The 23,753-nt window shown below is 68.6% G+C and carries 24 protein-coding genes and 1 tRNA gene; 17 read left to right on the forward strand and 8 right to left on the reverse strand.

What is annotated here, in order from left to right; genetic code table 11:
- The first annotated feature begins 55 nt into the window (after positions 1-55).
- The 3 genes from MSM1_RS12650 to MSM1_RS12660 all read left to right on the forward strand — a co-directional run bounded on the left by MSM1_RS12650 (position 56) and on the right by MSM1_RS12660 (position 2,575).
- The gene (locus tag MSM1_RS12650; protein WP_213442622.1) at positions 56-1,372 is read left to right on the forward strand and encodes a S1C family serine protease; all 1,317 of its coding nucleotides are present in this window, start codon (positions 56-58) and stop codon (positions 1,370-1,372) included.
- Positions 1,373-1,419: 47 nt separating this feature from the next.
- Positions 1,420-1,914: a molybdenum cofactor biosynthesis protein B gene (locus tag MSM1_RS12655; protein ID WP_213442623.1), complete on the forward strand. Its 495-nt coding sequence runs from the start codon at positions 1,420-1,422 to the stop codon at positions 1,912-1,914.
- 235 nt (positions 1,915-2,149) lie between these two features.
- A complete protein-coding gene (locus MSM1_RS12660) occupies positions 2,150-2,575 on the forward strand; it encodes an MscL family protein (RefSeq protein WP_213442624.1) in 426 nt (141 codons plus the stop codon).
- A 53-nt stretch (positions 2,576-2,628) separates the two neighbouring features.
- Here MSM1_RS12660 and MSM1_RS12665 read toward each other — a convergent pair whose 3' ends face one another.
- The 3 genes from MSM1_RS12665 to MSM1_RS12675 form a co-directional block, all read right to left on the reverse strand.
- Positions 2,629-3,282, reverse strand: a complete 654-nt coding sequence (locus MSM1_RS12665; RefSeq protein WP_213442625.1) for an SAF domain-containing protein — start codon at positions 3,280-3,282, stop codon at positions 2,629-2,631.
- 69 nt (positions 3,283-3,351) lie between these two features.
- Positions 3,352-3,651 carry an FmdB family zinc ribbon protein gene (locus tag MSM1_RS12670; RefSeq protein ID WP_213442627.1) on the reverse strand — a complete coding sequence of 100 codons (300 nt, stop codon included), beginning with the start codon at positions 3,649-3,651 and terminating at the stop codon, positions 3,352-3,354.
- Between the two features lie 73 nt (positions 3,652-3,724).
- On the reverse strand, positions 3,725-4,321 hold the full coding sequence (locus MSM1_RS12675; RefSeq protein ID WP_213442629.1) for a 5-formyltetrahydrofolate cyclo-ligase: 597 nt from the start codon (positions 4,319-4,321) through the stop codon (positions 3,725-3,727).
- An 87-nt stretch (positions 4,322-4,408) separates the two neighbouring features.
- Here MSM1_RS12675 and MSM1_RS12680 point away from each other — a divergent pair, with 87 nt between their 5' ends.
- The 8 genes from MSM1_RS12680 to MSM1_RS12715 all read left to right on the forward strand — a co-directional run bounded on the left by MSM1_RS12680 (position 4,409) and on the right by MSM1_RS12715 (position 11,206).
- Entirely contained in the window at positions 4,409-5,320 is a 912-nt protein-coding gene (locus MSM1_RS12680) for a UTP--glucose-1-phosphate uridylyltransferase (RefSeq protein ID WP_213442631.1), read from the forward strand.
- A 59-nt stretch (positions 5,321-5,379) separates the two neighbouring features.
- A complete protein-coding gene (glp, locus tag MSM1_RS12685) occupies positions 5,380-6,639 on the forward strand; it encodes a gephyrin-like molybdotransferase Glp (RefSeq protein WP_213442633.1) in 1,260 nt (419 codons plus the stop codon).
- Between the two features lie 63 nt (positions 6,640-6,702).
- On the forward strand, positions 6,703-7,314 hold the full coding sequence (locus tag MSM1_RS12690) for a GNAT family N-acetyltransferase (RefSeq protein ID WP_236055983.1): 612 nt from the start codon (positions 6,703-6,705) through the stop codon (positions 7,312-7,314).
- Positions 7,315-7,499: 185 nt separating this feature from the next.
- A complete protein-coding gene (gene glpR / locus MSM1_RS12695) occupies positions 7,500-8,327 on the forward strand; it encodes a gephyrin-like molybdotransferase receptor GlpR (protein ID WP_213442637.1) in 828 nt (275 codons plus the stop codon).
- A gap of 69 nt (positions 8,328-8,396) precedes the next feature.
- Positions 8,397-8,469 (forward strand) — tRNA-Ala (locus tag MSM1_RS12700).
- A gap of 344 nt (positions 8,470-8,813) precedes the next feature.
- Positions 8,814-9,827, forward strand: a complete 1,014-nt coding sequence (locus MSM1_RS12705; RefSeq protein ID WP_213442977.1) for a GNAT family N-acetyltransferase — start codon at positions 8,814-8,816, stop codon at positions 9,825-9,827.
- Between the two features lies 1 nt (position 9,828).
- Complete coding sequence (locus MSM1_RS12710; RefSeq protein WP_307857378.1) at positions 9,829-10,527, forward strand: DUF5642 family protein; 699 nt, start codon at positions 9,829-9,831, stop codon at positions 10,525-10,527.
- A 28-nt stretch (positions 10,528-10,555) separates the two neighbouring features.
- Positions 10,556-11,206, forward strand: a complete 651-nt coding sequence (locus MSM1_RS12715) for a DUF5642 family protein (protein ID WP_213442639.1) — start codon at positions 10,556-10,558, stop codon at positions 11,204-11,206.
- 62 nt (positions 11,207-11,268) lie between these two features.
- On the opposite strand, the gene MSM1_RS12720 is transcribed toward MSM1_RS12715, so the two are convergent.
- A complete protein-coding gene (locus MSM1_RS12720) occupies positions 11,269-11,865 on the reverse strand; it encodes an alpha-ketoglutarate-dependent dioxygenase AlkB (protein WP_213442641.1) in 597 nt (198 codons plus the stop codon).
- A 56-nt stretch (positions 11,866-11,921) separates the two neighbouring features.
- Here MSM1_RS12720 and arcA point away from each other — a divergent pair, with 56 nt between their 5' ends.
- On the forward strand, positions 11,922-13,142 hold the full coding sequence (arcA, locus tag MSM1_RS12725) for an arginine deiminase (protein ID WP_374101712.1): 1,221 nt from the start codon (positions 11,922-11,924) through the stop codon (positions 13,140-13,142).
- On the opposite strand, the gene MSM1_RS12730 is transcribed toward arcA, so the two are convergent.
- Complete coding sequence (locus MSM1_RS12730) at positions 13,129-14,688, reverse strand: dolichyl-phosphate-mannose--protein mannosyltransferase (RefSeq protein ID WP_213442981.1); 1,560 nt, start codon at positions 14,686-14,688, stop codon at positions 13,129-13,131. The two genes, arcA and MSM1_RS12730, sit on opposite strands and share 14 nt — an antisense overlap.
- A gap of 77 nt (positions 14,689-14,765) precedes the next feature.
- Here MSM1_RS12730 and rsmI point away from each other — a divergent pair, with 77 nt between their 5' ends.
- The gene (gene rsmI / locus MSM1_RS12735; protein WP_213442644.1) at positions 14,766-15,611 is read left to right on the forward strand and encodes a 16S rRNA (cytidine(1402)-2'-O)-methyltransferase; all 846 of its coding nucleotides are present in this window, start codon (positions 14,766-14,768) and stop codon (positions 15,609-15,611) included.
- On the opposite strand, the gene MSM1_RS12740 is transcribed toward rsmI, so the two are convergent.
- Complete coding sequence (locus MSM1_RS12740) at positions 15,555-16,838, reverse strand: aminodeoxychorismate synthase component I (RefSeq protein ID WP_213442645.1); 1,284 nt, start codon at positions 16,836-16,838, stop codon at positions 15,555-15,557. The genes rsmI and MSM1_RS12740 overlap by 57 nt on opposite strands.
- Positions 16,839-16,973: 135 nt before the next feature.
- A complete protein-coding gene (metG, locus tag MSM1_RS12745) occupies positions 16,974-18,518 on the reverse strand; it encodes a methionine--tRNA ligase (protein ID WP_213442646.1) in 1,545 nt (514 codons plus the stop codon).
- A 26-nt stretch (positions 18,519-18,544) separates the two neighbouring features.
- Here metG and MSM1_RS12750 point away from each other — a divergent pair, with 26 nt between their 5' ends.
- From MSM1_RS12750 to MSM1_RS12765, 4 genes are all read left to right on the forward strand, one after another.
- Positions 18,545-19,405 (forward strand): TatD family hydrolase, encoded by an 861-nt coding sequence (locus MSM1_RS12750; protein WP_213442647.1) that lies wholly within the window; start codon positions 18,545-18,547, stop codon positions 19,403-19,405.
- A 157-nt stretch (positions 19,406-19,562) separates the two neighbouring features.
- Positions 19,563-20,690 carry a resuscitation-promoting factor gene (locus tag MSM1_RS12755; protein WP_213442648.1) on the forward strand — a complete coding sequence of 376 codons (1,128 nt, stop codon included), beginning with the start codon at positions 19,563-19,565 and terminating at the stop codon, positions 20,688-20,690.
- On the forward strand, positions 20,663-21,604 hold the full coding sequence (gene rsmA, locus MSM1_RS12760; protein ID WP_213442650.1) for a 16S rRNA (adenine(1518)-N(6)/adenine(1519)-N(6))-dimethyltransferase RsmA: 942 nt from the start codon (positions 20,663-20,665) through the stop codon (positions 21,602-21,604). The genes MSM1_RS12755 and rsmA overlap by 28 nt, the downstream gene beginning before the upstream one ends.
- An 89-nt stretch (positions 21,605-21,693) precedes the next feature.
- Complete coding sequence (locus MSM1_RS12765) at positions 21,694-22,653, forward strand: 4-(cytidine 5'-diphospho)-2-C-methyl-D-erythritol kinase (protein ID WP_213442652.1); 960 nt, start codon at positions 21,694-21,696, stop codon at positions 22,651-22,653.
- A gap of 316 nt (positions 22,654-22,969) precedes the next feature.
- On the opposite strand, the gene MSM1_RS12770 is transcribed toward MSM1_RS12765, so the two are convergent.
- A complete protein-coding gene (locus tag MSM1_RS12770) occupies positions 22,970-23,563 on the reverse strand; it encodes a TetR/AcrR family transcriptional regulator (RefSeq protein ID WP_236056314.1) in 594 nt (197 codons plus the stop codon).
- Between the last annotated feature and the right edge of the window lie 190 nt (positions 23,564-23,753).

Consider the following 23,753-nt stretch of genomic DNA (forward strand, 5'->3'; position numbering starts at 1 on the left):
CCCACCGGAGGGCGAGCCACCGTAAAGCACCCTAGAGGAAGTGCAACCCAGCGATATGACGAATCACCCCCCGTATTCGCCACCGCCCCGGCAACCCGGATACCACCCGGCGCCCGGCCAGCCCACGTCCCCGGGCTATCCCGGTCAGCACCAGCCGTACTCCCAGCCGTACGACTGGCGGTATCCGTCGCAGCCCGCTTACCGCCAGGGGTTCGAGCCCTTCGGCGGCGCGCAGGCCGGCCCACCGAGCGGATTTCCGCAAAGACGCTCTCGCGCAGGGCTTTTAGTTATCGGTGCGGTGGCTATCGCGATGGTGTCGGCCGGTATCGGCGGTGGGGTGGCGTTGCTCGTCGAGCAAGGGGAGCAGTCGGCCGGCGGGGCCGGGAGCGCGCTAAACGGGCCTGCGCCAGGGATGCCGGCCGCCAATGCGCCGGCGGGCTCTGTCGAACAGGTGGCCGCCAAGGTGGTGCCCAGCGTCGTGATGCTGGAGACCGACCTGGGCCGTCAGCAGGAGGAGGGTTCCGGGGTTATCTTGTCGCCGGACGGGTTGATCCTGACCAATAACCACGTCATCGCGGCCGCGGCCAATGTGGCCCGTGATGGGGGATCGCCCAAGACGACGGTGACCTTCTCGGACGGCCACACCGCGCCGTTCACGGTCGTGGGGGCGGATCCCACCACCGACATCGCGGTCGTTCGTGCCCAGGGCGTGTCCGGCCTGACCCCGATCACGATGGGCTCCTCGGCGAATCTGCGCGTCGGCCAGCCGGTGGTGGCGGTGGGCTCACCGCTTGGTCTGGAAGGAACGGTGACCAGCGGGATCATCAGCGCGCTGAACCGGCCGGTGTCGACCACCGGCGAATCGGGTAACCAGAACACCGTGCTGGACGCCATTCAGACCGACGCGGCGATCAACCCGGGCAACTCCGGAGGCGCGCTGGTCAATATGAGCGCCCAATTGATCGGCATCAACTCCGCGATCGCCACCTTGGGTGCGGATTCCCCCGACGCGCAAAGCGGTTCCATCGGGCTGGGCTTTGCGATTCCGGTCGACCAGGCCAAGCGTATCGCCGATGAGCTGATCAGGACCGGCCACGCGACCCACGCGTCGTTGGGTGTGCAGGTGATCAGCGACAAGGAGACCCCCGGCGCCAAGGTCGTCCAGGTGCTGCCGGATGGTGCCGCGGCCGCCGCCGGGCTGCCCACCGGGGCGGTGGTCACCAAAGTTGACGACCGCCCGATCAACGGTGCCGACGCGCTGGTGGCCGCCGTGCGATCCAAGGCGCCGGGCGACAGGATCACGCTGACCTACCTGGATCCCTCGGGTGCCACCAAGACCGTGCAGGTCACGCTCGGCAAGGCGCCGCAGTGAGCACAGCGGGCGCGCCGCGGTCGCACCCCGGATATACGGTGGCAACCATGGAACAGCGCGTGGAATTGATCGGCCGGGCGCTGGTCGTCGTCGTCGACGACCGCACCGCCCACGGTGACGAGGACCACAGCGGACCGCTGGTGACCGAGCTGCTCACCGAGGCGGGGTTCGTTGTCGATGGGGTGGTGGCCGTGGCGGCCGATGAGGTGGAGATCCGCAACGCGCTCAACACCGCTGTGATCGGCGGGGTCGACCTGGTGGTCTCGGTCGGCGGGACCGGCGTCACACCCCGTGACGTCACCCCGGAAGCCACTCGAGACATTCTCGATCGCGAAATCCTCGGCATCGCCGAGGCCATCCGCGCCTCGGCACGGTCCGCCGGCATTGTCGACGGCGCATTGTCGCGCGGTTTGGCCGGAATATCTGGCAGCACGCTGGTGGTGAACCTGGCCGCCTCGCGGTATGCGGTGCGCGACGGCATGGCCACGCTGAATCCGCTGGCGGCCTACATTATCGGGCAATTGTCGAGCCTGGAGATCTGACCGGGCGTGCACCACCGGCGGCCGACTCTGCACATCAATTCTGCGCGCCACGTGTGAGCGAGCGGGCCGATGTGTATATAACGCATGGCGGCCGCTCCCCGAGGATTCCCCAAAAATGTTGCCGCCTGATCACGCTTCGGTGTCGAATTACCCCGAGGCTCTGCGCGGCGGGCAATTGTGTGCGCAAATGAGCATACCGTTTTCCCGGTAATTGGTGGTCACGGAGGTAGTTTGCGTGCTCAAGGGTTTCAAAAATTTTTTGATGCGTGATGACGTGATCACCGTGGCCGTGGGCCTTGTTGTGGCCCTGGCCTTTTCGAATCTAGTCAAGGCCTTCACCGACAGCGTGATCACCCCGCTGGTCGCGGCCGCCCAGCCCGCCGCCCGCTTCGGGCTGGGTTGGCAGCTTGGCCAGGCGGGCAACAAGGCGACATTTGTCGATATTGGATCGTTCATCTCGGCGATTGTCTACTTCGTCGTGTTCATGGCGGTCGTGTATTTCCTGATCGTGCTTCCCTATAAGCACATCCAGGCCCGCCGCGGTGTCACCGTGTTCGGCGAGGAGCCGCCGACAAAGGCCTGCCCGGAGTGCTTGTCCGACATTCCGGAGGCCGCGCGCAAGTGCAAGTATTGCGGCAGCCTGCAGATCACGTCCCCGTGAGCCATCCCGGGGCTGCGGGGCCGGCCCTGCTGACGGCCGAGCGCCCGGGCGGCTCAGTGCAAGATGACCGTCACCGCCTGAGCCAGCGTCGCCCCGGCCACCGCGGTCGCCGCCCCGGCCGGCAGCGCCACCAGCACCAGTCGGTCGTTGTCAGCGGCCTGCAGCTTTGGCGATGCCGAGGCCAAGACCACGACGGCGTTTGCGGCCACCACCCGCGCGGCGGCTTGGGAGTCGTGAGCCGGGCCGGCCAGCACGTCGACGACATCACCGGGACGGAGCAGGTCGATCAGCGCGGCGTCGGCCAGGTGCAGCGGCACGATACGGGCGCCCACCCCGGCCGTCGACTCCGCGAGCCGGCTCGACAGCACGCGCACATCGGTGAGCACCTCGCCCCGCCGCGCCGGACCGGCCAGTGTCGATCCGACCACCGCCGCCAGGGTGGCCTGCGACCCATCGGGGACCGCTGTCACCACGCGTTTTTCCAGGCGAAGGTCGTCGGAGGTCAACGCGGCGCCGGGGCTCAGGTCACGGGCGGCGACTACCACGTCGACACGATCGCCCTGCGGATTTGCCCGCAGCGCCGCCACCGCCGCCAACACGACCAGTCCACCCGCAACGGCCCGCCGGGCCGGCGTGGTTCGCGTCCAGTCCGGGCGCAATGCCATGCCCACCCGGCTGGCCAGCGCGGGATTCAGCGATTCCCCCATGACCCACACCGTAGGCATGCCGAAGCGCCACGGCACCCGCCCGGGGCGCTCCTGTGGATAACGTGCCGGCTAAACGGCGGCCGCGGTCTTCGACGCCGACTCCGCCGATGCGCTCGACTTCTCTGCTGATCCGGACGTCGCGCTTTCCGCCGACGGGGCCTTGGTGGAGCCAGCGGTCGAGCCTTTCGCCGGTTCGCGGCTGTCGGTGCGGTAAAAACCACTGCCCTTGAACACGATTCCCACGGAGTTGAACAGTTTGCGCAGCCGGCCGGAGCACCGTCGGCAGGTGGTCAGCGCGTCGTCGGTCAACGCCTGCACCACGTCGAAACGGTCACCGCACTGCGTGCACGCATAGCTGTAAGTCGGCACCGAAAACCTCCGAGTGTGGGAGTGCTGTTAGCACTCTAGCTTGTCAAGTGCTAAAACCGCTACGTGACCTGAGTCATTCCCGGTGGGTGTCGACGGGGACCATCCCACGTGCCGGCGTGAGCACCTGGTTCACCCGCACATCGTGCGGCTCGAACGGCAGTTCCTCGACGAACTCCTCGTCACGCACCACGGCGACCACCAGTGCCCGCGGGTCGCGGTAGACCAACGAGCGGTCGTAAAAGCCACGTCCGTGGCCCAGCCGGACGCCGCGGCGGTCGACGGCCAGCGCGGGAACCAGCACCATGGCGGCCTGGGCCAGAGCCGGCGCCGGCAGCCAGGGTTCGGGCGGCTCGAGCAGCCCGAACCGCCCGGGGACCAGCCGTCCCGGCCGGTATTCGCCCCACCGCAGCGGCATCGCGGTGCCGTCGTCGGCGGTGCGTGCGACCGGCACCAGCACCCGTCCCGCCCGGCGCAGCAACAGCTCCAGCATCTCGATCGATCCGGGCTCGGTCGCCGTCGGCACATACGCGCAGACCGTGCTGCCGCTGGGCGCCACCGACCCAAGATGCTCGCCGAGGGCGCGGGCCTCGCGGGTGCGCACGTCGTCGGTAACCAACCGCCGGGCCGCGAGCAGCCGCTCCCGCAGCGCGGGTTTGTCCGTCGTCGTCATGCCGTTAACGATGACGGTCCCCGGGTACGCGCCACCACGCGGGCTGCGTGGGCCGGTCCCGCTATCGGGTGAACTATCGTGTGAACGATGCCACGCCCACATGTCTTGGTTCCGCGCACGGCGATCGTGCCCGCGGCGGGCCTGGGCACCCGGTTTTTACCCGCGACCAAAACGGTGCCCAAGGAGCTGCTGCCGGTTGTCGATACGCCCGGCATCGAGCTGGTTGCCGCCGAGGCCGCTGAGGCGGGCGCCGAGCGTCTGGTGATCGTGACCTCCGAGGGCAAGGACGGCGTCGTCGCGCATTTCGTTGAGGATCTGGTGCTCGAGGGCACGCTGGAGGCGCGCGGCAAAAAAGCCATGTTGGACAAGGTGCGGCGCGCGCCCAGGCTGATCAAGGTCGAGTCCGTGGTGCAGGCCGAGCCGCTGGGGCTGGGGCACGCGATCGGCTGCGTGGAACCGACGTTGGCGCCCGACGAGGACGCGGTCGCGGTGCTGCTACCCGATGACCTCGTGCTGCCGACCGGTGTGCTGGTGACGATGTCGGCGGTGCGGGCCCGGTTGGGCGGCACCGTGTTGTGCGCCATCGAGGTCACGCCCGACGAGGTGAGCGCCTACGGGGTCTTCGACGTGGAGCCGGTTCACGGCGACGCCGATCCGGACGTGCTCAAGGTCAACGGCATGGTTGAGAAACCCAAGCCGGAAGACGCGCCGTCGTGCTACGCGGCGGCCGGCCGCTACGTGCTCGATCGCGCTATTTTCGACGCCTTGCGCCGGATAGACCGGGGCGCCGGCGGCGAAGTGCAGCTCACCGACGCGATCGCGTTGCTGATCAAAGAGGGTCACCCGGTGCATGTCGTGGTCCATCACGGGTCCCGACACGACCTGGGAAATCCCGGCGGTTACCTCAAGGCTGCGGTTGACTTTGCGTTGGACCGCGACGACTACGGCCCGGATTTGCGGCGGTGGCTGGTAACGCGATTGGGCCTGTCCGAGCAGTAGCCGGCCAGCCCGGCGGGGCGCCCGGGTCGACAACCCGACACGAGGCAGAAAGGCGCGCTGTGCGTTCGGTGGAGGAGCAGCAGGCCCGAATAACGGCGGCCGCGGTGGCCCCACGGCCGGTGCGGGTCGCCATCGCGGAGGCTCAGGGCTTGATGTGCGCCGAAGAAGTGGTGACCGAACGCCCGCTGCCCGGCTTCGACCAGGCGGCCATCGACGGCTACGCGGTACGCAGCGTCGACGTGCTCAACGCCGGTGAGCCCGGCGGTGGGCACGACGACGGGAGCGCCGAGGTGGTTCTGCCGGTGACGGCGACCATCGAAGCCGGGTCCCGGGCACCCAGCCGGCTGCAGCCCCGTCAGGCGGTGCGGGTGCAGACCGGGGCTCCGCTGCCGGCGTTGGCCGATGCGGTGCTGCCGGTGCGCTGGACCGACGGGGGCCAGTCGCGGGTGCGGGTGCTGCGGGGGGTGCGCTCGGGCGCCTTCGTGCGGCGCACCGGCGACGATGTCCAGCCCGGCGACATCGCGGTGCGCGCCGGGACGATCATCGGCCCCGCGCAGGTGGGTCTGCTGGCGGCGGTGGGCCGGGAACGGGTGCTGGTGCACCCGCGCCCGCGGCTGTCGGTGATGGCGGTCGGTGGCGAGCTGGTCGATATCTCGCGCACACCGGGCAACGGGCAGGTGTATGACGTCAACTCCTACGCGCTGGCAGCCGCGGGGCGGGACGCCGGCGCGCAGGTGACCCGCGTCGGCATTGTCAGCAGCGATCCCGCGGAGCTGCGCGACGTCGTTGCGGGCCAGCTGAACCGGGCCGAGGTCGTGGTGATCGCCGGCGCGGTGGGCGGCGCGGCGGCCGAGGCGGTGCGGTCGGTGCTGTCGGAGCTCGGGGAGATGGAGGTCACCCGCGTTGCCATGCATCCGGGATCGGTGCAGGGCTTCGGGCAGCTGGGACCCGAGGGTGTCCCGACGTTTTTGCTGCCGGCCAATCCGGTCAGCGCGCTGGTGGTCTTCGAGGTCATGGTGCGTCCCCTGATCCGGCTGGCGCTGGGGAAGCGGCAGCCGATGCGTCGGATCGTGCCGGCCCGCGCCCTCTCACCGATCGCCTCGGTGGCCGGGCGCAAGGGCTACCTTCGGGGTCAGCTGATGCGTGATCAAGACACCGGTGACTACCTGGTCCAGGCGTTAGGCGGAGCCCCGGGCACCTCGTCGCATTTGCTCGCGACACTCGCCGAGGCAAACTGTCTAGTGATGGTTCCCGCGGAGGCTGAGCAGATTCGCACCGGCGAGATCGTCGATGTGGCATTCCTGGCTCAGCGCGGCTGAGGCGTATGACGGCGCATTGCCGTGAACTTCTGGCGCTCCAGCTCCCGCCACCCCGGTTGGCCGATGACCGTGGGGCCGCTGCGGGTCGAGGCGGGTGTGATCCGGTTGCGACCGGTGCGGATGCGCGACGGCGCACAGTGGAGCCGAATCCGATTGGCCGATCGCGCCCACCTGGAGCCCTGGGAACCCAGCGCTGAGGGTGATTGGACCCTCCGGCATGCGGTTTCGGCCTGGCCGGCGCTGTACTCGATGCTGCGCTCCGAAGCCCGCAAAGGCCGCATGCTGCCGTACGCCATCGAGCTGGACGACGTGTTCTGCGGTCAGTTGACCATCGGCAACGTCACCCACGGGGCATTGCGGTCGGCATGGATCGGCTACTGGGTGTCCAGCGCGGTCACCGGGGGTGGGGTGGCCACCGGCGCGTTGGCGCTGGGCCTCGACCATTGCTTCGGTCCGGTGATGCTCCATCGCGTGGAGGCGACCGTGCGTCCGGAGAATGTGGCCAGCAGGGCTGTGCTGGCAAAGGTTGGCTTCCGTGAGGAAGGCCTGTTGCGCCGCTATCTGCAGGTCGACGGGGCGTGGCGCGACCACCTGCTGATGGGGCTGACCATCGAAGAGGTGTCCGGGTCGGTGACGTCGACTCTCGTGCGCAGCGGGCACGCCAGCTGGGTGTAGCGCCCGCGGGCAAGCCGGGCTTGGGCACCCAACCCAACTGTTACTAGCGTGACATATGGGGCTAATGGTGCTTGTAATTCGCAAATTACAGGTGTGTAATTGTAGCGGCGCTGTGACAGTGGCACCCGTGCGGCGGCCGAGAACGGCGAGCGCACCCAGCCTGGCGCGGAAAGGAGCAGGTCGCCATGCCCAGCATCCCGCAATCGCTGCTGTGGGTCTCGCTCGTGGTGCTCTGGCTATTCGTGCTGGTTCCGATGCTGGTCAGCAAGCGCGACGCGGTACGTCGCACCAGCGACGTGGCGCTGGCCACCCGGGTGCTCAACACCGCCGCCGGTGCCCGGCTGCTCAAGCGCACCGGTCCGGCCGCCGGGCATCGCAGCGACCCCGACTGGCAGCCGGAACAAGACCAACACGCCGACGCCGGCGACGATCCCGGTGACGACGACGAACGGCCGCAAGACTCGGCAGCAGGCACCGGCAGCGAGCGCGACGCCGATGACGGTGCCGGTGGATTCGAATGCGTCGAGGACACGTCGGGTGTGGCGCCCGCAGCCGAACCGTCGACGGCCGACACGCCCGGGGTCTCGCGGCGTCGCCGCCACGACTTGGATGTCGCCGCCGCGGTCAGGGCTCGCAAATACGCGTTCCGCAAGCGCATGCTGCTGTCGATGGCGCTGATACTGGTGGGCTCGGCGGCGTCGGCGATCGCCGTGGCGCCAGGCGCCTGGTGGGTGTGCGCCAGCGTCGGCGTTGTCACGGCGCTCTACCTGGCGTATCTGCGCCGGCAGACCCGGATCGAGGAACGGCTGCGCCGCCGGCGGATGCAGCGGGTGGCGCGTTCGGGCCTTGGTGTGCAGAACGCCCTGGACCAAGAGCTCGATGTGGTGTCCTCGCGGTTGCGGCGCCCGGGCGCGGTGGTGCTGGAGGTCGACGACGAGGATCCCACCTTCGAGCATCTCGACCACGCGGCGTGCGCGCGGGACTACGACCTGCCGCGAGCCGCCGGTCAGTAGCCGGCGGGCCTGGGTTGGCGGCGGCCGCATTCGGTATGCGCCGGCCTGCTGGTAGCCTGCTAACCGCGAGGGGCTATGGCGCAGCTGGTAGCGCGACTCGTTCGCATCGAGTAGGTCAGGGGTTCGAATCCCCTTAGCTCCACAAGGAAAACCAAAGGTCACGCCGGGCACAACCCGGGTCAAGATCACCCCGGCGCCGGCGGCTTTCCACGCTGGTTGCGCGCCGCTGCCGGGAGTCACGCCGCCGTCCGCGAGACACCGCCCGACGACTGCCTCGGGTCGCGCCATTGAACCGCCCTCGAACGCTAGTGAGAGCCGCTCGACAACACCGGTTAAACGTTAAGCCCGCCTTAGCCGTCTTAGGCCCGCCCAAGCCATAGTCTTGAGTGGCAATGGACCAAGAGCAGCATCGCTGCAGCCTGCCGTGGACGCGACGCGACCAGGGCGGTGGTTGATGTCGACGTGTGCGCCGCGGCACCCCGCTCGATGCGCTCAGGCCGGGGGGTCACCGTGACCGAACCGGTCGGCGGCCCCGCGGACGCACTCGCGGCAATGGACATCTTTAAGGGATGCCCCGTCGATGATCTGGCGCCGTTAGCGGCGAGCCTTCAGCCCGTCCGTGCCGCCGGCGGGCAGGTGCTCATGCGCCAGGGCGAGCGGGCCGCGTGGTTTCTGCTCATCGCATCCGGTACCGCAGAGGTCAGACACGTCGGCGAGGATGCCGTCGTGATGGTCGAAGAAGTGTCTTCCGGCATGATCGTCGGCGAGATCGCGCTGCTGCGCGACAGTCCGCGCACGGCGACCGTCACCGTCCGTGAGCCGCTGACCGGCTGGAGCGGCGACAGCCACGCGTTTGCCCTGCTGGTGCATGTCCCGGGCATCATGCCGCGACTGCTGCGCACGGTGCGCCAGCGGCTCGCGGCTCTCGTCACGCCGATCCCCATCCGGGTGCGCGACGGAACCGAGCTGCTGCTACGCCCGGTGCTGCCCGGCGACAGCGAGCGCACCCTGCGGGGGCACGTCCAATTCTCCAGGGAAACGCTCTACCGGCGGTTCCTGACGCCCCGGGCGCCCGGCCCGGCGCTCTTGCACTATCTGTCCGAGGTCGATTATGTCGATCACTTCGTCTGGGTGGTGACCGATGCCGAGGGGGATCCGGTCGCGGACGCCCGCTTCGTTCGTGACGAACACGACCCGAGCCGCGCCGAGATCGCGTTCACCGTCGCCGACGCCTACCAGGGCCGCGGCATCGGAACCTTCCTGATGGGCGCCCTGGCGATCGCGGCCCAGGTGGATGGGGTGCGCATGTTCTCCGGGCGCACACTTTCCGAGAACGTGCCGATGCGGGCGATCATGGACCACTACGGCGCCATCTGGCAGCGCGACGACGTCGGGGTGGTCAGCACGGTCATCGACGTTCCGGATGACTGGCCTTTCGGGCGTGACATGGCCGAGCAGATCCGCCACGTTGCCCGCCAGTTGATCCGCGCGGTCGGCTGACGTGCTTTCCCCGCTGCCGCGACGCTGGCCCCGGGTCGCGACGCTGGTGCTGCTGCTTGCGGTCAGCTGCGTCTGCTCGGCCGGCTGCTCGAGCGGGCCGAAAACACCATCCCCGGGTGCGCCCACCGGCACCGCCCCGCTCAACCCGGCGAACATCGTCAAAGTTGCGGGCGCGCTGCCCCGGGGATACGAAGTGGCCAAGGTCACCGGCATTTCGGCACCCGCGCGGCTCTGGGGTCTCACGGCGGCGTCAGCCGCGCGCCCGCCGCAGTGCTCGGTGCTGGCCGACCCTGCGCGCGGACGTGTCGGCGCCGCGCGGGGGGTGTCCGGCTCTGGCGGCGGCGGCGTCGTCGACGCGGTGGTCGTAGCGTCCCCGTCGGGGCCGGTGACGCCGGATCCCCACGTCGTCACGCAGTGCCGGCAATGGGCCATCAGCGGCGGGCACGCTACGGCCCGTGTCCACCTCATCGACCCGCCGCATGTCGATGGTGTTGAAACTCTCGGCATGGCCGCCGACATCACGACAACCGCGGAGGGGGGCGCTGAAATCCTTTCTCACGCCTACAGCTTTATTGCGTATCTGGGTGACTATTACGCGTTCACCACGCTGATCGCCGAACCGGGGTCGGCGGATTCGCCGCTAGCGCCGCAATTCGCCGCCGATCTGCTGGTGAAAACGGTGTCCGCGTTACGCGGCTGATCGTGGTGTTTCGGGTAGATTGACGGCGATGTTTAGGGCGGCGCTGGTGATCACGTGTGCGGGTGCGCTCGCCGCCTGCGCGCCGAGCAGGCCAGCCGCGTCGGTTGACATCGGCAAGGTTCTCGACGTGAAGGCGAGTTTCGGCCCGCAGTTCCGCGTCACCAGCGTCGCGCCGACGGGTATCAACCCGACGTTGTTCGCGGCCCAGAAACTGCCTCCCGGTATGACGTTCGAGCCGGCGGACTGCGCGAAATTTGCTCTGGGCCAATCGATGCCGCCGGGATTGCGGGGCAACATGGCCGCGGTGTCCGCCGAAGGCGCGGGCAACCGCTTCATCACCATCGCGGTGCAGACATCCCAGCCCGTGCCGATCACCCAGCCCGGGCGGAACTGTCAGAAAGTGGGATTCGCCGGCGGGCAATTGCGGGGGGTCATCGAGGTTGTCGGCGCGCCGCAGATCGCGGATGCCCAGACGCTGGGCGTGCACCGCGTTCTGCAGACGGTGCTCGACGGAAAGCCCAGCACCGGTGAGCTTTACGACTACTCCGCTCACTTCGGCAGCTATCAGGTTATCGTCACCGCCAATCCGCTTGTGGTCCCGGATAAACCCGTTGCCCCGGTTGACACGCAGCGAGCACGTGACCTGCTCGTCAAAGCGGTGGCCGCGATCCGCAGTTAAGCGCGCTCGGCGGCGGGCGCCGGCTCCGGCCCGGCCGGGCAAAGCGCGAGCTTAGCGCGGGCTTAGCGCACCTCGCGCGGCCGAAACTGGATGCTGATCCGGCGACCGGCGGGCACCGACGTCTTGGGAACCGAGTGCTCCCAGGTGCGCTGGCAGGATCCGCCCATCACCAGCAGATCGCCGTGCGCCAGCGGCAGCCGCACCGACGGGCCGCCGCCGCGGCGCCGCAACGCAAAGGTGCGCGTGGCGCCCAGGCTGACGATCGCCACCATGGTGTCTTCGGTGCTGCCGCGGCCGATGGTGTCGCCGTGCCAGGCGACGCTGTCAGAGCCGTCGCGGTACAGGCACAGCCCCACCGTGGTGAACGGCTCGCCGAGCTCACCCGCGTAGCTGTCGTTGAGCCGCCCCCGCAGCCGCTCAAGCAGGGGGTGCGGGGGATCCTCGGCGGTCAGGTCGTGGAAGCTGACCAGTCGCGGCACGTCAAGCACCCGGTCGTACATGTGACGGCGCTCGGCACGCCACGGCACCGTTGCGAGCAACGCGCCGAACAGATCATCGGCCTCGGCCAGCCAGCCCGTGCGGATGTCGATCCACGCGCCGTCACCGAGCTGGCGGCGTTGCGCGAGCTGAAACAGCGCCCCTTGCACCGCCGTCGTCACGCCAGGAAGTGTATCGCCGAGCCACCCGCCTGAGGGCCGGCGTTACCGTGCTAGGTGTGAGTGTCACCGAGTTGGGCTGCGATTCCGAGGTGGGCACGCTGCGGGCCGCGATCCTGCACCGCCCGGGGGCGGAGCTGCGGCGCCTCACCCCGCGCAACAACGACCAGCTGCTTTTCGACGGGCTGCCGTGGGTCTCGCGCGCGCAGGAGGAGCACGACGCGTTCGCCGAGCTGCTGCGCTCCCGCGGCGTGGAGGTTCTGTTGCTGGCCGACCTGTTGACCGAGGCGCTGGAAAGCGGAGCCGCCCGGATGCAGGGGATCGCCGCCGCGGTAGACGCTCGACGGTTGGGATTGCCGCTGGCTCAGGAGCTTTCAGCCTACCTGCGGAGCCTGGCCCCCGCTGATCTCGCGCAGGTTTTGACGGCCGGCATGACCTTTACCGAGCTGCCCGAAAGCGCGACCGACATGTCGCTGGTGCGCCGGATGCACCACGGCGCGGATTTCGTCATCGAGCCGTTGCCCAATCTGGTGTTCACCCGGGATTCGTCGGTGTGGATCGGACCCCGGGTGATCATCCCGTCGCTGGCGCTGCCGGCCCGTGCCCGCGAGGCCTCGTTGACCGATCTCATCTACGCCCATCACCCGCGGTTCAGCGGTGTCCGGCGGGCATATGAATCGCACACCGCGCCCGTCGAGGGCGGGGATGTGCTGTTGCTCGCCCCGGGCGCCGTCGCGGTGGGGGTAGGCGAGCGGACCAGCCCGGCCGGGGCGGAGGCCTTGGCCCGCAGCCTGTTCGACGACGGCCTTGCGCACACCGTGCTCGCCGTGCCGATCGAGCAAAAGCGGGCCCAGATGCACCTGGACACGGTGTGCACGATGGTCGACACCGACGCGGTGGTGATGTATGCGAACGTCGTCGACACGCTGTCCGCGTTCACTATTCATCACACCCCCGACGGCGTGCAGATCGACGAGGAGGCACCGTTCCTCGAGGCCGCGGCAAACGCCCTGGGGATCGACAAACTCCGTGTCATCGACACCGGGCGGGATCCCGTCATCGCAGAACGCGAGCAGTGGGACGACGGCAACAACACCCTGGCGTTGGCGCCGGGCGTCGTCGTCGCCTACGAGCGCAACAGCCAAACCAATGCCCGCCTGCGGGATGCGGGCATCGAAGTGCTCACCATCGCCGCCTCCGAGCTGGGCACCGGTCGCGGCGGTCCGCGCTGCATGGCGTGTCCGGTGGCCCGCGACCCGCTGGGGCTTAACGCCAACTAGGCAGCCAGATCTCCATGTTCCAGGTGGCCTGGGAGATCGGCTGGCCGGTGAGCACCGGAAACAGCCAGGCGAAGTTGGTGAGCACCAGCGCCACGTAGCAGGAGACGACGATCAGCCCCAGCGTGCGGCGTTCGGCGCCTTGGTGAGGCTGGTAGAGAACGTCGCCGAGAATCAGCGCGATCGCCATCACCAAAAACGGTGCCATGGTGGCCGCGTAAAAAAAGTACATCTGCCGGTCGATGTCGGCGAACCACGGCAGCCAGCCCGCGCAGTAGCCGACCAGCACCGCGGCGTAGCGCCAGTCGGAACGCACGAACGACCGCCAGGCGGCGTAACCGAGCACCGGCACCGCGAGCCACCACATGGCGGGGGTGCCGACGAGCATCACCGCCCGCACGCACGATTGCGCGCCGCAACCGGGGACGTTTTGCTGGTCGATGGCGTAGAGCACCGGGCGCAGCGACATCGGCCAGGTCCACGGCTTGGATTCCCACGGGTGGTAGTTGCCCGCGGAGTTCGTCAGGCCGGCATGGAAATGGTAGGCGTTATAGGTGTAATGCCATAGCGAGCGGATGGCGTCGGGTAACGGAATGACGCCTTTCTCGCCGATCGATTGGCCGGCCTCGTGGCGGTTGATCGCGGTCTCGGAGGCAAACCACGGCGCATAGGAAGCCAGGTAGACCGCGAACGGGATGAGCAGCAGCGCATACCCGGTGGGTCCCAGATCCCGCCGGACCACCCCCAGCCACGGCCGTAGCACCCGATGCTGGCGGCGGGCCACCACGTCGAACGCCAACGACATGGCACCGAAGAACAGCACAAAGTACAGGCCGGACCACTTTGTCGCGCAAGCCAATCCGAGCAGCACCCCGGCACCGAAACGCCACCAGCGGACCCCCAGCCGTGGGCCCCAGGGGGTTTCGGCGATACGGCCGTCGGTCAGCACCAGATGCATCCGTTCGCGAACCTGATCGCGGTCGACGATGAGCGCACCGAACGCGGCCACCACGAAGAAGACGAGGAAACCGTCCAGCAGCGCGGTGCGGGAGGCGACAAAGCTGACACCGTCACCGATGAGCAGCAACCCCGCGATGGCACCGACCAGCGTCGAGCGGCTGATTCGCCGCACGATCCGCACCACCAGCGCCACCATGATCACCCCGAGCAGCGCGCCGCTGAACCGCCAGCCCAGCCCGGTATAGCCGAAGATCGCTTCCCCGAGCGCGATCAGTTGCTTGCCGACCGGCGGGTGAACCACCAGGCCGTAGCCGGGGTTGTCCTCCACGCCGTGGTTGTGCAGCATTTGCCAGGCTTGCGGCGCGTAATGCTTCTCGTCGAAGATCGGCGTGCCGGCATCGGTCGGCGAGCCCAAGTTGAGGAACCGGGTCACCGCCGCCAGCGCGGTGATCACCGCGGTCACCACCCAGCTGCGCAACCGGTCGGCGGGCCCGAAATCGGCGACCGGCACCAGCGGCCCGGGGCTGATGACCGGCGCGGGGTGCGCCGCGGCCGCCGCTATCGGGGCTTCGCGGGGCGGGGCGGTCATCATCGGCGCCGCCCCTCCTTATCGCTTCGCTCTGCATCGTCGTCGGCGAGCATCACAACGATCGTAGGCTGTCCGCCATGAGCGGTGGATTGTTGCTGGCCGCGACCCCGTTGGGTCAGCCGCTCGACGCCTCACCACGGCTGGTGCAGGCCCTGGGCTCCGTCGATGTCATCGCTGCCGAAGACACCCGGCGGCTGCGGCGGCTGGCCGGGGCGCTCGACGTGCGGATCCCCGGTAGGGTGATCAGCCTTTTCGACCAAAACGAGGACGCGCGGGTGCCCGCCCTCCTCGCCGAGATCCGCGCCGGAGCCACGGTTCTGGTGGTCAGCGACGCCGGGATGCCGCTGATCAGTGACCCGGGCTACCGGCTGGTGACCGCCTGTATAGACGCCGGCCTGGCGGTGAGGTGCCTGCCGGGCCCGTCGGCGGTGACCGCGGCGCTGGCGCTGTCGGGGCTGCCGTCGGACAAGTTCTGTTTCGAGGGTTTTGCGCCGCGTAGCCGCTCGGCCCGCCGGACGTGGCTGGCGTCGCTGGCCGGCGAGTCGCGTACCTGTGTGTTCTTCGAATCGCCGCGCCGTTTGCCGGCGTGTCTGCGAGACGCGGTCGAGCTGCTCGGCGGCGCCCGCCGCGCGGTGGTCTGCCGAGAGCTGACCAAAGCGCACGAGGAAGTGGTGCGTGGCCCGCTGGAGGAACTCGCCCGGTGGGCGGCCGACGGGGTGCTCGGCGAGATCACCGTGGTGCTGGCCGGTGCGCACCCGAGCCCGGACTTACCCGCTTTGGTGGCCGAGGCGCTGGCCCGGATCGCCGCGGGAACGGGTGTCAAAGACGCCTGCGCCCAGGTGATCGGCGCGACCCCGCACCCGCCGTCACGACGTGAGCTCTACGACGCGGTCGTGCGATCGCGACGGCGAGGCCAGCGTTGAGGCGAACGCGGCCCCGACGATCGGTGCCGCCTTGTGCAGGCACTCCTCCCACTCGGCCTCCACGGTGGAGTCGGCGGTGATCCCGCCGCCGACCCCCAGCACGGCGTTGCCGGTGGTGTCGAACTCGACGGTGCGGATCGCGACATTCAGTTCGCACCCGGCCACCGGTGACGCCAAACCCACTGTGCCGCAATACACGCCGCGAGAAAACGGCTCCCAACGGGAAATCAATTGGCGGGCACGCAGCTTGGGTGTACCGGTGACCGATGCCGGGGGGAAGGCGGCGTCCAGCAGGGCGGAGGTCGACAGCTCCGCCGGAACCTGCGCCGACACCGTCGACACCAGGTGCCACACGCCCGGCGCGCGCCGCACCACCAACAGCTCGGGCACGCTCACCGTGCCGGTGACCGCGACCCGGCCCAGGTCGTTACGCACCATGTCCACGATCATGATGTTTTCGGCCACGTCTTTGACCGAAGCCCGCAGCGCCGACGGCCAGGCATCCGCCGGCAGGGTGCCCTTGATCGGACTGCTCGTCACCACCCCCCCGCGGCGGCGCAAAAACAGCTCCGGCGACAGTGACGCGACCGCCCCCCAGGCTCCCGCGACGTAGGCGGCCCGCGCCGGGGCGGTGCGGGTGATGGCCTCGACGAAGAAGTCCAGCGGGTTCCCGGTGACGGTCCCGGTGAACTGCGTGCACACGCAGGCTTGATAAACCTCGCCCGCGGCGATCGCCTCCAGGCAGGCCAGCACCCCGGCGCGATGGGCCGCCCGGTCCGGCGCGCCCCAGTCGATGCGGCAGGCCCGTGGCGGTCGCCTGCTTGTCAGCGCGTCGGCCAGCCAAGGCGGCATCGGGATGCCGGACAGGCTCTCATACCACCACTGGTTGCCGCGGTCGCGGCGCAGCACGCAGTCCGTCCAGCCCCCGGCGGCTTCGGGGATGCGGTTGGGGCGCCCGTCGGCGCCGGCGTCCGGATAGGACAGGTAGCCGATCCAGCCGCCGCCCACCGCCGCGCAATCCGAGGCGGCCAAACCGGGCGAAACGTCGAATGCGTCGGCGACGTCGACCGGTCGCACCGACACACTGGGCGCGATCACCGCGAGCGCGTCGAACCACTCGCCGGTCAGCGCGGCCGGCGGCGGCAGGCCCAGCCGGCCGGCGGCCTCGCCGACGGCGCGCAGCACCCGCGGTGCGCCGCCCAGGTCGCCGAGCCGGTCGATTCGCACCACCCCAGCTTGACAGATTCTCAGCGGCGTTCTCAGTGGCGACTGATCTGGTGGCTTTCGGCATGCCGCGAGAGTGCCACTACCGGCGGGTCTACTCGGCAAACGCGTCGCGGGATGCACGCTCGCGACGGCGACTCACTGCAGCTGGTAGCGCGGGAACACGCCCGTGGGCGGCGGCAGGACCGTGCCGGGCGCTAGGCGCTCCCCAACCGCGGCGAAGGTCCGCCGTTCGGCGGGCTGACCGAGCAGATCCAGCAGTTTGCCCGCCGACTCGGGCATGACGGGCTGGATCAGCAGCGCCGCGATACGCACCACCTCGCAGGTGGTGTAGAGCACCGTGCGAAAGCGCGCCTGATCGGCCTCGGACTCGCTCTTGCGCAACACCCACGGCTGCTGCGCGGAAAAGTATTTGTTGGCGGCGCCGAGCATCAGCCAGATCGCCTCCAGGGCCAGATGCAGTGCCTGAGCATCGTAATCGGCGCGCACCCGCTGCAGCAGGCCATCCGCGGTGGCCAGCAATTCCTTATCGTCACTGGAGAACTCACCGGGCGCGGGGACGATTCCGTCGAGGTTTTTGGCCACCATCGACAGCGACCGTTGCGCCAGGTTACCCAGCTCATTGGCCAGATCGGAGTTGATCCGAGTGATGATCGCCTCGTCGCTGTAGCTGCCGTCTTGCCCGAAGGGGACCTCCCGCAACAAGAAGTAGCGGACCGGGTCTACCCCGAACCTCTCGATCAACGCCACCGGGTCGATGACGTTGCCCACCGACTTGCTCATCTTCTCGCCCCGGTTGAGCAAAAATCCGTGAGCGAAAACCCTTCGTGGCAGCTCAATTCCCGCCGACATCAAAAACGCCGGCCAGTACACCGCATGAAACCTGATGATGTCTTTGCCGATCATGTGCAGATCAGCGGGCCAATAGCGGCAGAACAGCTCCGAGTCGGTGTCGGGGTAGCCGACCCCGGTCAGATAGTTGGTGAGCGCGTCCACCCACACATACATCACGTGCTCGGGATGCCCGGGCACCGGCACCCCCCAGTCGAACGAGGTCCGGGAGATGGACAGGTCGCGCAACCCCCCGGAGACGAAGCTGACCACTTCGTTGCGCCGCACCTCGGGCGCGATGAAATCGGGGTTGGCCGAATAGTGGGCCAGCAGCTTGTCGGTGTATGCCGAGAGCCGGAAGAAATAGGTCTGCTCCTCGGTCCAGGTCACCGGGGCGCCGGTTTCGGTCGCCACCCGGGTGCCGTCGTCACGCAGCCTGGTTTCGGATTCGACGAAGAACCGCTCGTCACGCACCGAGTACCACCCCGAGTAGGTGTCCAGGTAGATGTCGCCGGCGTCGGCCATCCGCCGCCAAATCGCTTGGGAGGCCCGGTAGTGGTCGGGATCGGTGGTGCGGATGAAGCGATCGAAAGAGATGTTCAGCCGCTCCTGCAGGCGCTGAAACACATCCGAGTTGCGCCGGGCCAACTCGGTGGTGGGCAGGCCCTCGGCGGCGGCCGCCTGCGCGACCTTGAGGCCGTGCTCGTCGGTGCCGGTCTGAAAGCGCACGTCGAAGCCGTCGAGCCGCTTGAACCGGGCGATGGCATCGGTGGCGATGTATTCATACACGTGTCCCAGGTGTGGCGCGGCATTGGGATACGTGATCGCGGTGGTGATGTAGTAAGGCCTCATCGACACTCCACCCTATTGTGTGCGGGGTGAGTTCTGATCGGTCCGGTAGCCGAGAACCGCCGCCCCTCCCGGAGCCGGTGACGCCTTTGGTCGACGCGCATACCCACCTCGACGCATGCGGCGCCCATGACGCCGACGGGGTGCGCGCCATCGTCGACCGCGCGGCGGCGGCGGGTGTCGTCGCGGTGATCACCGTCGCGGATGACTTGACCTCGGCGCGCTGGGTGACCCGGGCCGCCGACTGGGAGCCGCGGGTCTACGCCGCGGTGGCACTGCACCCCACCCGTGCGGACGCGCTCACCGACCCGGCTCGCGCCGAGATCGCGCGATTGGCCGCCCATCCACGGGTCGTCGCGATCGGCGAGACCGGGATGGACCTGTACTGGCCGGGTCGGCTCGAGGGCTGCGCACAGCCGGATACGCAGCGTGAGGCCTTCGCCTGGCATATCGACCTGGCCAAGCGCACCGGCAAACCGCTGATGATCCACAATCGCGGGGCCGACGCCGAGGTGCTCGAGGTGCTGCGGTCCGAGGGTCCTCCCGAGACCGTGATCTTCCACTGTTTCTCGTCGGGTGCCGCGATGGCCCGCGCCTGCGCCGACGCCGGATGGATGCTCAGCCTGGCCGGGACGATCAGCTTCCGTAACGCCCGTGAGCTGCGGGAAGCCGTCCCGCTGATTCCGGTCGAGCAGATGCTGGTGGAAACCGACGCGCCGTTTTTAGCGCCGCACCCCTACCGCGGCGCGCCCAACGAGCCGTATTGCCTGCCCTACACGGTCCGGGCGCTTGCCGAGTTGGTGGATCGGCCCGCCGGCGAGTTGGCCGAGATCACCACGGCCAACGCACAACGGGTCTATGGGATTGGAACGCCTTTAAGAGATTTTTAAATATTGTAAAAGAATTCTAAAAGCCCCTGCGCCAACGTTGCTCTATTTAAGCCGGTTCGTTACCGTCTTGTGATCGATCGGTTGTCTTGCGGCTGCCTGTCGTGTGTCGCTGAAGCTGTCGTTGAAGTGCTGCTGAAACGCCGGGGATAAACGCACGTTGAACGTACTTGCCAAGCTCCACCAGACTCGATCACCGATCCTGCGTTGTCTCGTTGGCGCGGCGCTGCTCGCGCTTACGTTCTCCGGTGGCTACGCGGTCGCCGCCCGCAAAACGGTGACCCTGAGTGTCGACGGCGCGCCGTTGACGGTGACGACCATGAAGTCGCGGGTGATCGATGTCCTCAAGGAGAATGGGTTTAACATCGACGAGCGCGACGACCTTTACCCGGCCGCCGGTGAGCGGGTGCACAACGCCGACAAGATCGTGTTGCGGCGCAGCCGGCCGCTGCAGATCTCACTGGACGGCAAGGACGCCAAGCAGGTGTGGACAACGGCCTCCACCGTCGACGAGGCGCTGGCTCAGCTGTCGATGACCGATACGGCGCCGGTTGCGGCCTCTCGCGGAAGCCGGGTTCCCCTGGCGGGAATGGCCCTGCCGGTTGTCAGCGCCAAAGCCGTCCAGATCGACGACGGTGGTGTCGTGCGTTCGGTGCATCTTGCCGCGCCGAATGTCGGAGAGCTGCTGGCGGTCGCCGGTGCGCCGCTGCAGCCAAGCGACCAGGTGGCACCGAGCGCGGCGACCCCGGTAGTAGACGGGATGCAGATCCAGGTCACCCGCAACCGCATCGAGAAGGTGACCGAGCAAGTGCCACTGGCCCCGCCGGTGCGCCGGATCGAGGACCCCACGATGAACAAGAGCCGGCAACTCGTCGAAGACCCAGGAGTTCCCGGTACCCAGGAGGTGACGTTTGCGGTCGCCAAGGTCAACGGTGTCGAGACCGGACGACTTCCGGTGGCCAGCACGGTGGTGACACCGGCCCGGGAGGCGGTGGTGCGCGTCGGTGCCAAGCCGGGCACCGAGGTGCCGGCGGCGCTCGACGAATCGATCTGGGACGCTATCGCCGCCTGCGAGGCCGGCGGAAACTGGGCGACTAATACCGGAAACGGGTATTACGGTGGGGTGCAATTCGATCAAGGAACCTGGGAGCGCAACGGCGGCCTGCAGTACGCCGCGCGCGCCGACCTTGCCACCAAAGAGGAGCAGATCGCCGTCGCCGAGGCGGTGCGAGTGCGCCAGGGGTGGGGAGCCTGGCCGACGTGCAGTGCGCGAGTGGGTGCGAACTGACCATCCGTCTGCTCGGCCGCACCGAAATCCGGCGGTTAGCCAAAGAACTCGAGTTCCGGCCCCATAAATCCTTGGGACAAAACTTCGTCCATGATGCCAACACGGTCCGTCGGGTCGCGTCCGCCTCCGGGGTGAGCCGTGGTGATCACGTCCTGGAGGTTGGACCGGGCTTCGGCTCGCTGACGTTGGCTCTGCTCGACCGGGGCGCCGCGGTCACGGCGGTGGAGATCGACCCGGTGCTGGCAACCCAGCTGCCCAAAACTGTTGTGGCGCACTCGCATAGCGAAATCCATCGGCTGATGGTGCTCAACCGTGACATCCTGTCCGTGCGCCATACGGATCTTGCCCGACAACCGACGGCGGTGGTCGCTAACCTGCCGTATAACGTTGCGGTGCCGGCATTGTTGCATGTGTTTGCTGAATTTCCGTCCGTGCGGGCCGCAATGGTGATGGTACAGGCGGAAGTCGCCGAACGGCTTGCCGCCGAGCCGGGCACCAAGGACTACGGCGTGCCCAGCGTCAAAGTGCGATTCTATGGTCGGGTGCGCCGTTGCGGCACCGTGTCACCAACTGTTTTCTGGCCGATTCCGCGAGTCTATTCCGGTTTGGTGCGTATCGATCGCTATGAAGCCCCGCCATGGCCTACCGACGACGCCTTCCGCCAGCAGGTCTTCCGATTAGTGGACATTGCATTCGCTCAGCGGCGCAAGACATCTCGCAATGCCTTCGCCGAGTGGGCAGGCTCGGGCAACGAATCTGCCAATCGGCTGCTCGCGGCGAGTATCGATCCCGCCCGCCGCGGCGAGACGCTGTCCATCGATGACTTTGTGAGGCTCTTGCGGCGTTGCGGGGACTGGGATGCGGGCAGCACCCGAAACCGGGTGACACCAGAGCAACACGCCCCGGCGGGGTGAGGGTCCGGGCGCGACCCGGTTCCCTCCGGTGTCGCCCGGCGTGATCGTCACATCGTGTGATCTGGCCGCAGCGGCGATAGTCTCATGCCGTGCCCGCCTCTGACGTAGTCGCCGCCGGCGAGTGGGTGCCCACCGGCTCGGTCACGGTCCGGGTGCCCGGAAAGGTCAACCTCTTCCTGGCAGTTGGCGATCGGCGCAAAGACGGCTACCACGAGCTGGTGACGGTGTTTCACGCCGTGTCACTGTTCGACGAGGTCACGGTCCGCAGCGCCGATCTGCTGGCACTCGATATCAGCGGAGAGGGGGCCGACGAGCTGCCCTTGGACCAGCGCAACCTGGCCTGGCAGGCGGCCGAGTTGATGGCCGGCCATGTGGGGCGCGCCCTGGATGTCTCGATCATGATCGAAAAATCCATCCCGGTGGCCGGCGGGATGGGCGGAGGCAGCGCCGATGCGGCGGCAGTGCTGGTCGCGCTGAACACGCTATGGGAGCTGGGCGTGCCGCGCCGCGACCTGCACGCGTTGGCTGCGCAGCTGGGCAGCGACGTGCCGTTTGCCTTGCACGGCGGAACCGCGCTGGGAACCGGCCGCGGGGACCGGCTCGCTACGGTGCTTGCGCGCAACACCTTCCACTGGGTTTTGGCGTTTGCCCACAGCGGGTTATCCACGACGGCGGTGTTCAACGAACTCGATCGGCTGAGGAAAACCGGCCATCCGCCGCGGCTTGGTGAGCCCGGGCCGGTGCTGGCAGCTCTTGCCGCAGGGGATCCGCAGCGGCTGGCGCCGCTGTTGGGCAACGATCTGCAGGCTGCCGCGGTGAGCCTCGCTCCGGAGCTGCGGCGAACCTTGCGTGCGGGCGTAGCCGCCGGTGCGCTGGCGGGTATCGTGTCGGGCTCGGGGCCAACGTGCGCCTTCCTGTGCCAGTCGGCGACCGCGGCCGTCGATGTCGCGACGCAGCTGTCAGGGGCGGGGGTCTGCCGCACCGTTCGGGTCGCCAGTGGCCCGGTGCACGGCGCCCGGGTGGTGCCGGCGCCCGTCACCGGGGCGTGAGCCCGGCGGCAGCGGTGCTGCCCTCCCTCCCGGGCGGCTCAACCAGTAGTTTGCCGAACGCGCTGCTGTCGAAGTAAACGATCGGCACCGCCCAGCGGCGTCGGTCACGCACCAGGTCACAGGCCGATCCTCGAGCACGCCCACATGACGCTGAGCCGGCCAGGCGCCGGCCGAGCGCGGCCGGCTCAGACCTGAGCGGGTCAGCCGCCTCAGCGGCACAACGACTGTAGGCAGCGCGGCCGATAGCCTACTTACGGCCTTACGGCGCCGGCCTGCGGACGCGGCGGCGTCGCCGTGCGCGACGCGTCTCCTGCGCCTACTCGTCTTGCAGGCGCGGATCGGCTTCCAGGTGAGTCAGGCCGTTCCAGACCAGGTTGACCAGATGGGCGGCGACCACTTCCTTCTTGGGCTCTCGCACGTCGAGCCACCACTGCGCCGTCATAGATACCGAGCCCACCAGCGCCTGCGCATACAGGGGTGCCATCTCCGGATCCAGGCCACGGCGGGCGAAGTCACCGGCCAGGATGGAGCTCACCTGGTTGACCGCGTCGTTGAGCAGGGTGGAGTAGGTGCCCGAACTGATGCCCGCTGGAGAGTCGCGGATCAGAATTCGAAAACCGTCAGTGCGCTCTTCGACATAGGTCAACAGCGCCAGAGCGACCCGCTCCACCCGCACCCGGGACCGGTTGTTGGTCAGTGACGCCGTGATGCCGTCCAGCAGCGCCGACATCTCTCGGTCGACCACGACGGCGTACAGGCCCTCCTTGCCGCCGAAATGCTCGTAGACCACCGGCTTGGAGACGTTGGCACGCTGCGCGATCTCCTCGATGGAGGTCCCGTCGTAGCCGCGCTCGGCAAACAGCGATCGCGCGATGTCGATGAGCTGATGCCGGCGCTCGCTGCCGGTCATCCTGGCGCGTGGCACACGCACCTGCTTGTCCGGGCCCTTATCCAGCGCAGCCACGCCCCTCAGCGTATCGGCCGCGCCGAAGGGGTGGTCCGATTTCGCACCACCGGCCCGCGACGGGCCGGCGTCGTCGCCGGGCGGGGTTGGCTGGTCCGGCTCCTCACCGGCCCGCGACGGGCCGGCGTCGTCGCCG

This window comes from Mycobacterium sp. SM1 (assembly GCF_018361265.1).
Classification (GTDB): domain Bacteria; phylum Actinomycetota; class Actinomycetes; order Mycobacteriales; family Mycobacteriaceae; genus Mycobacterium.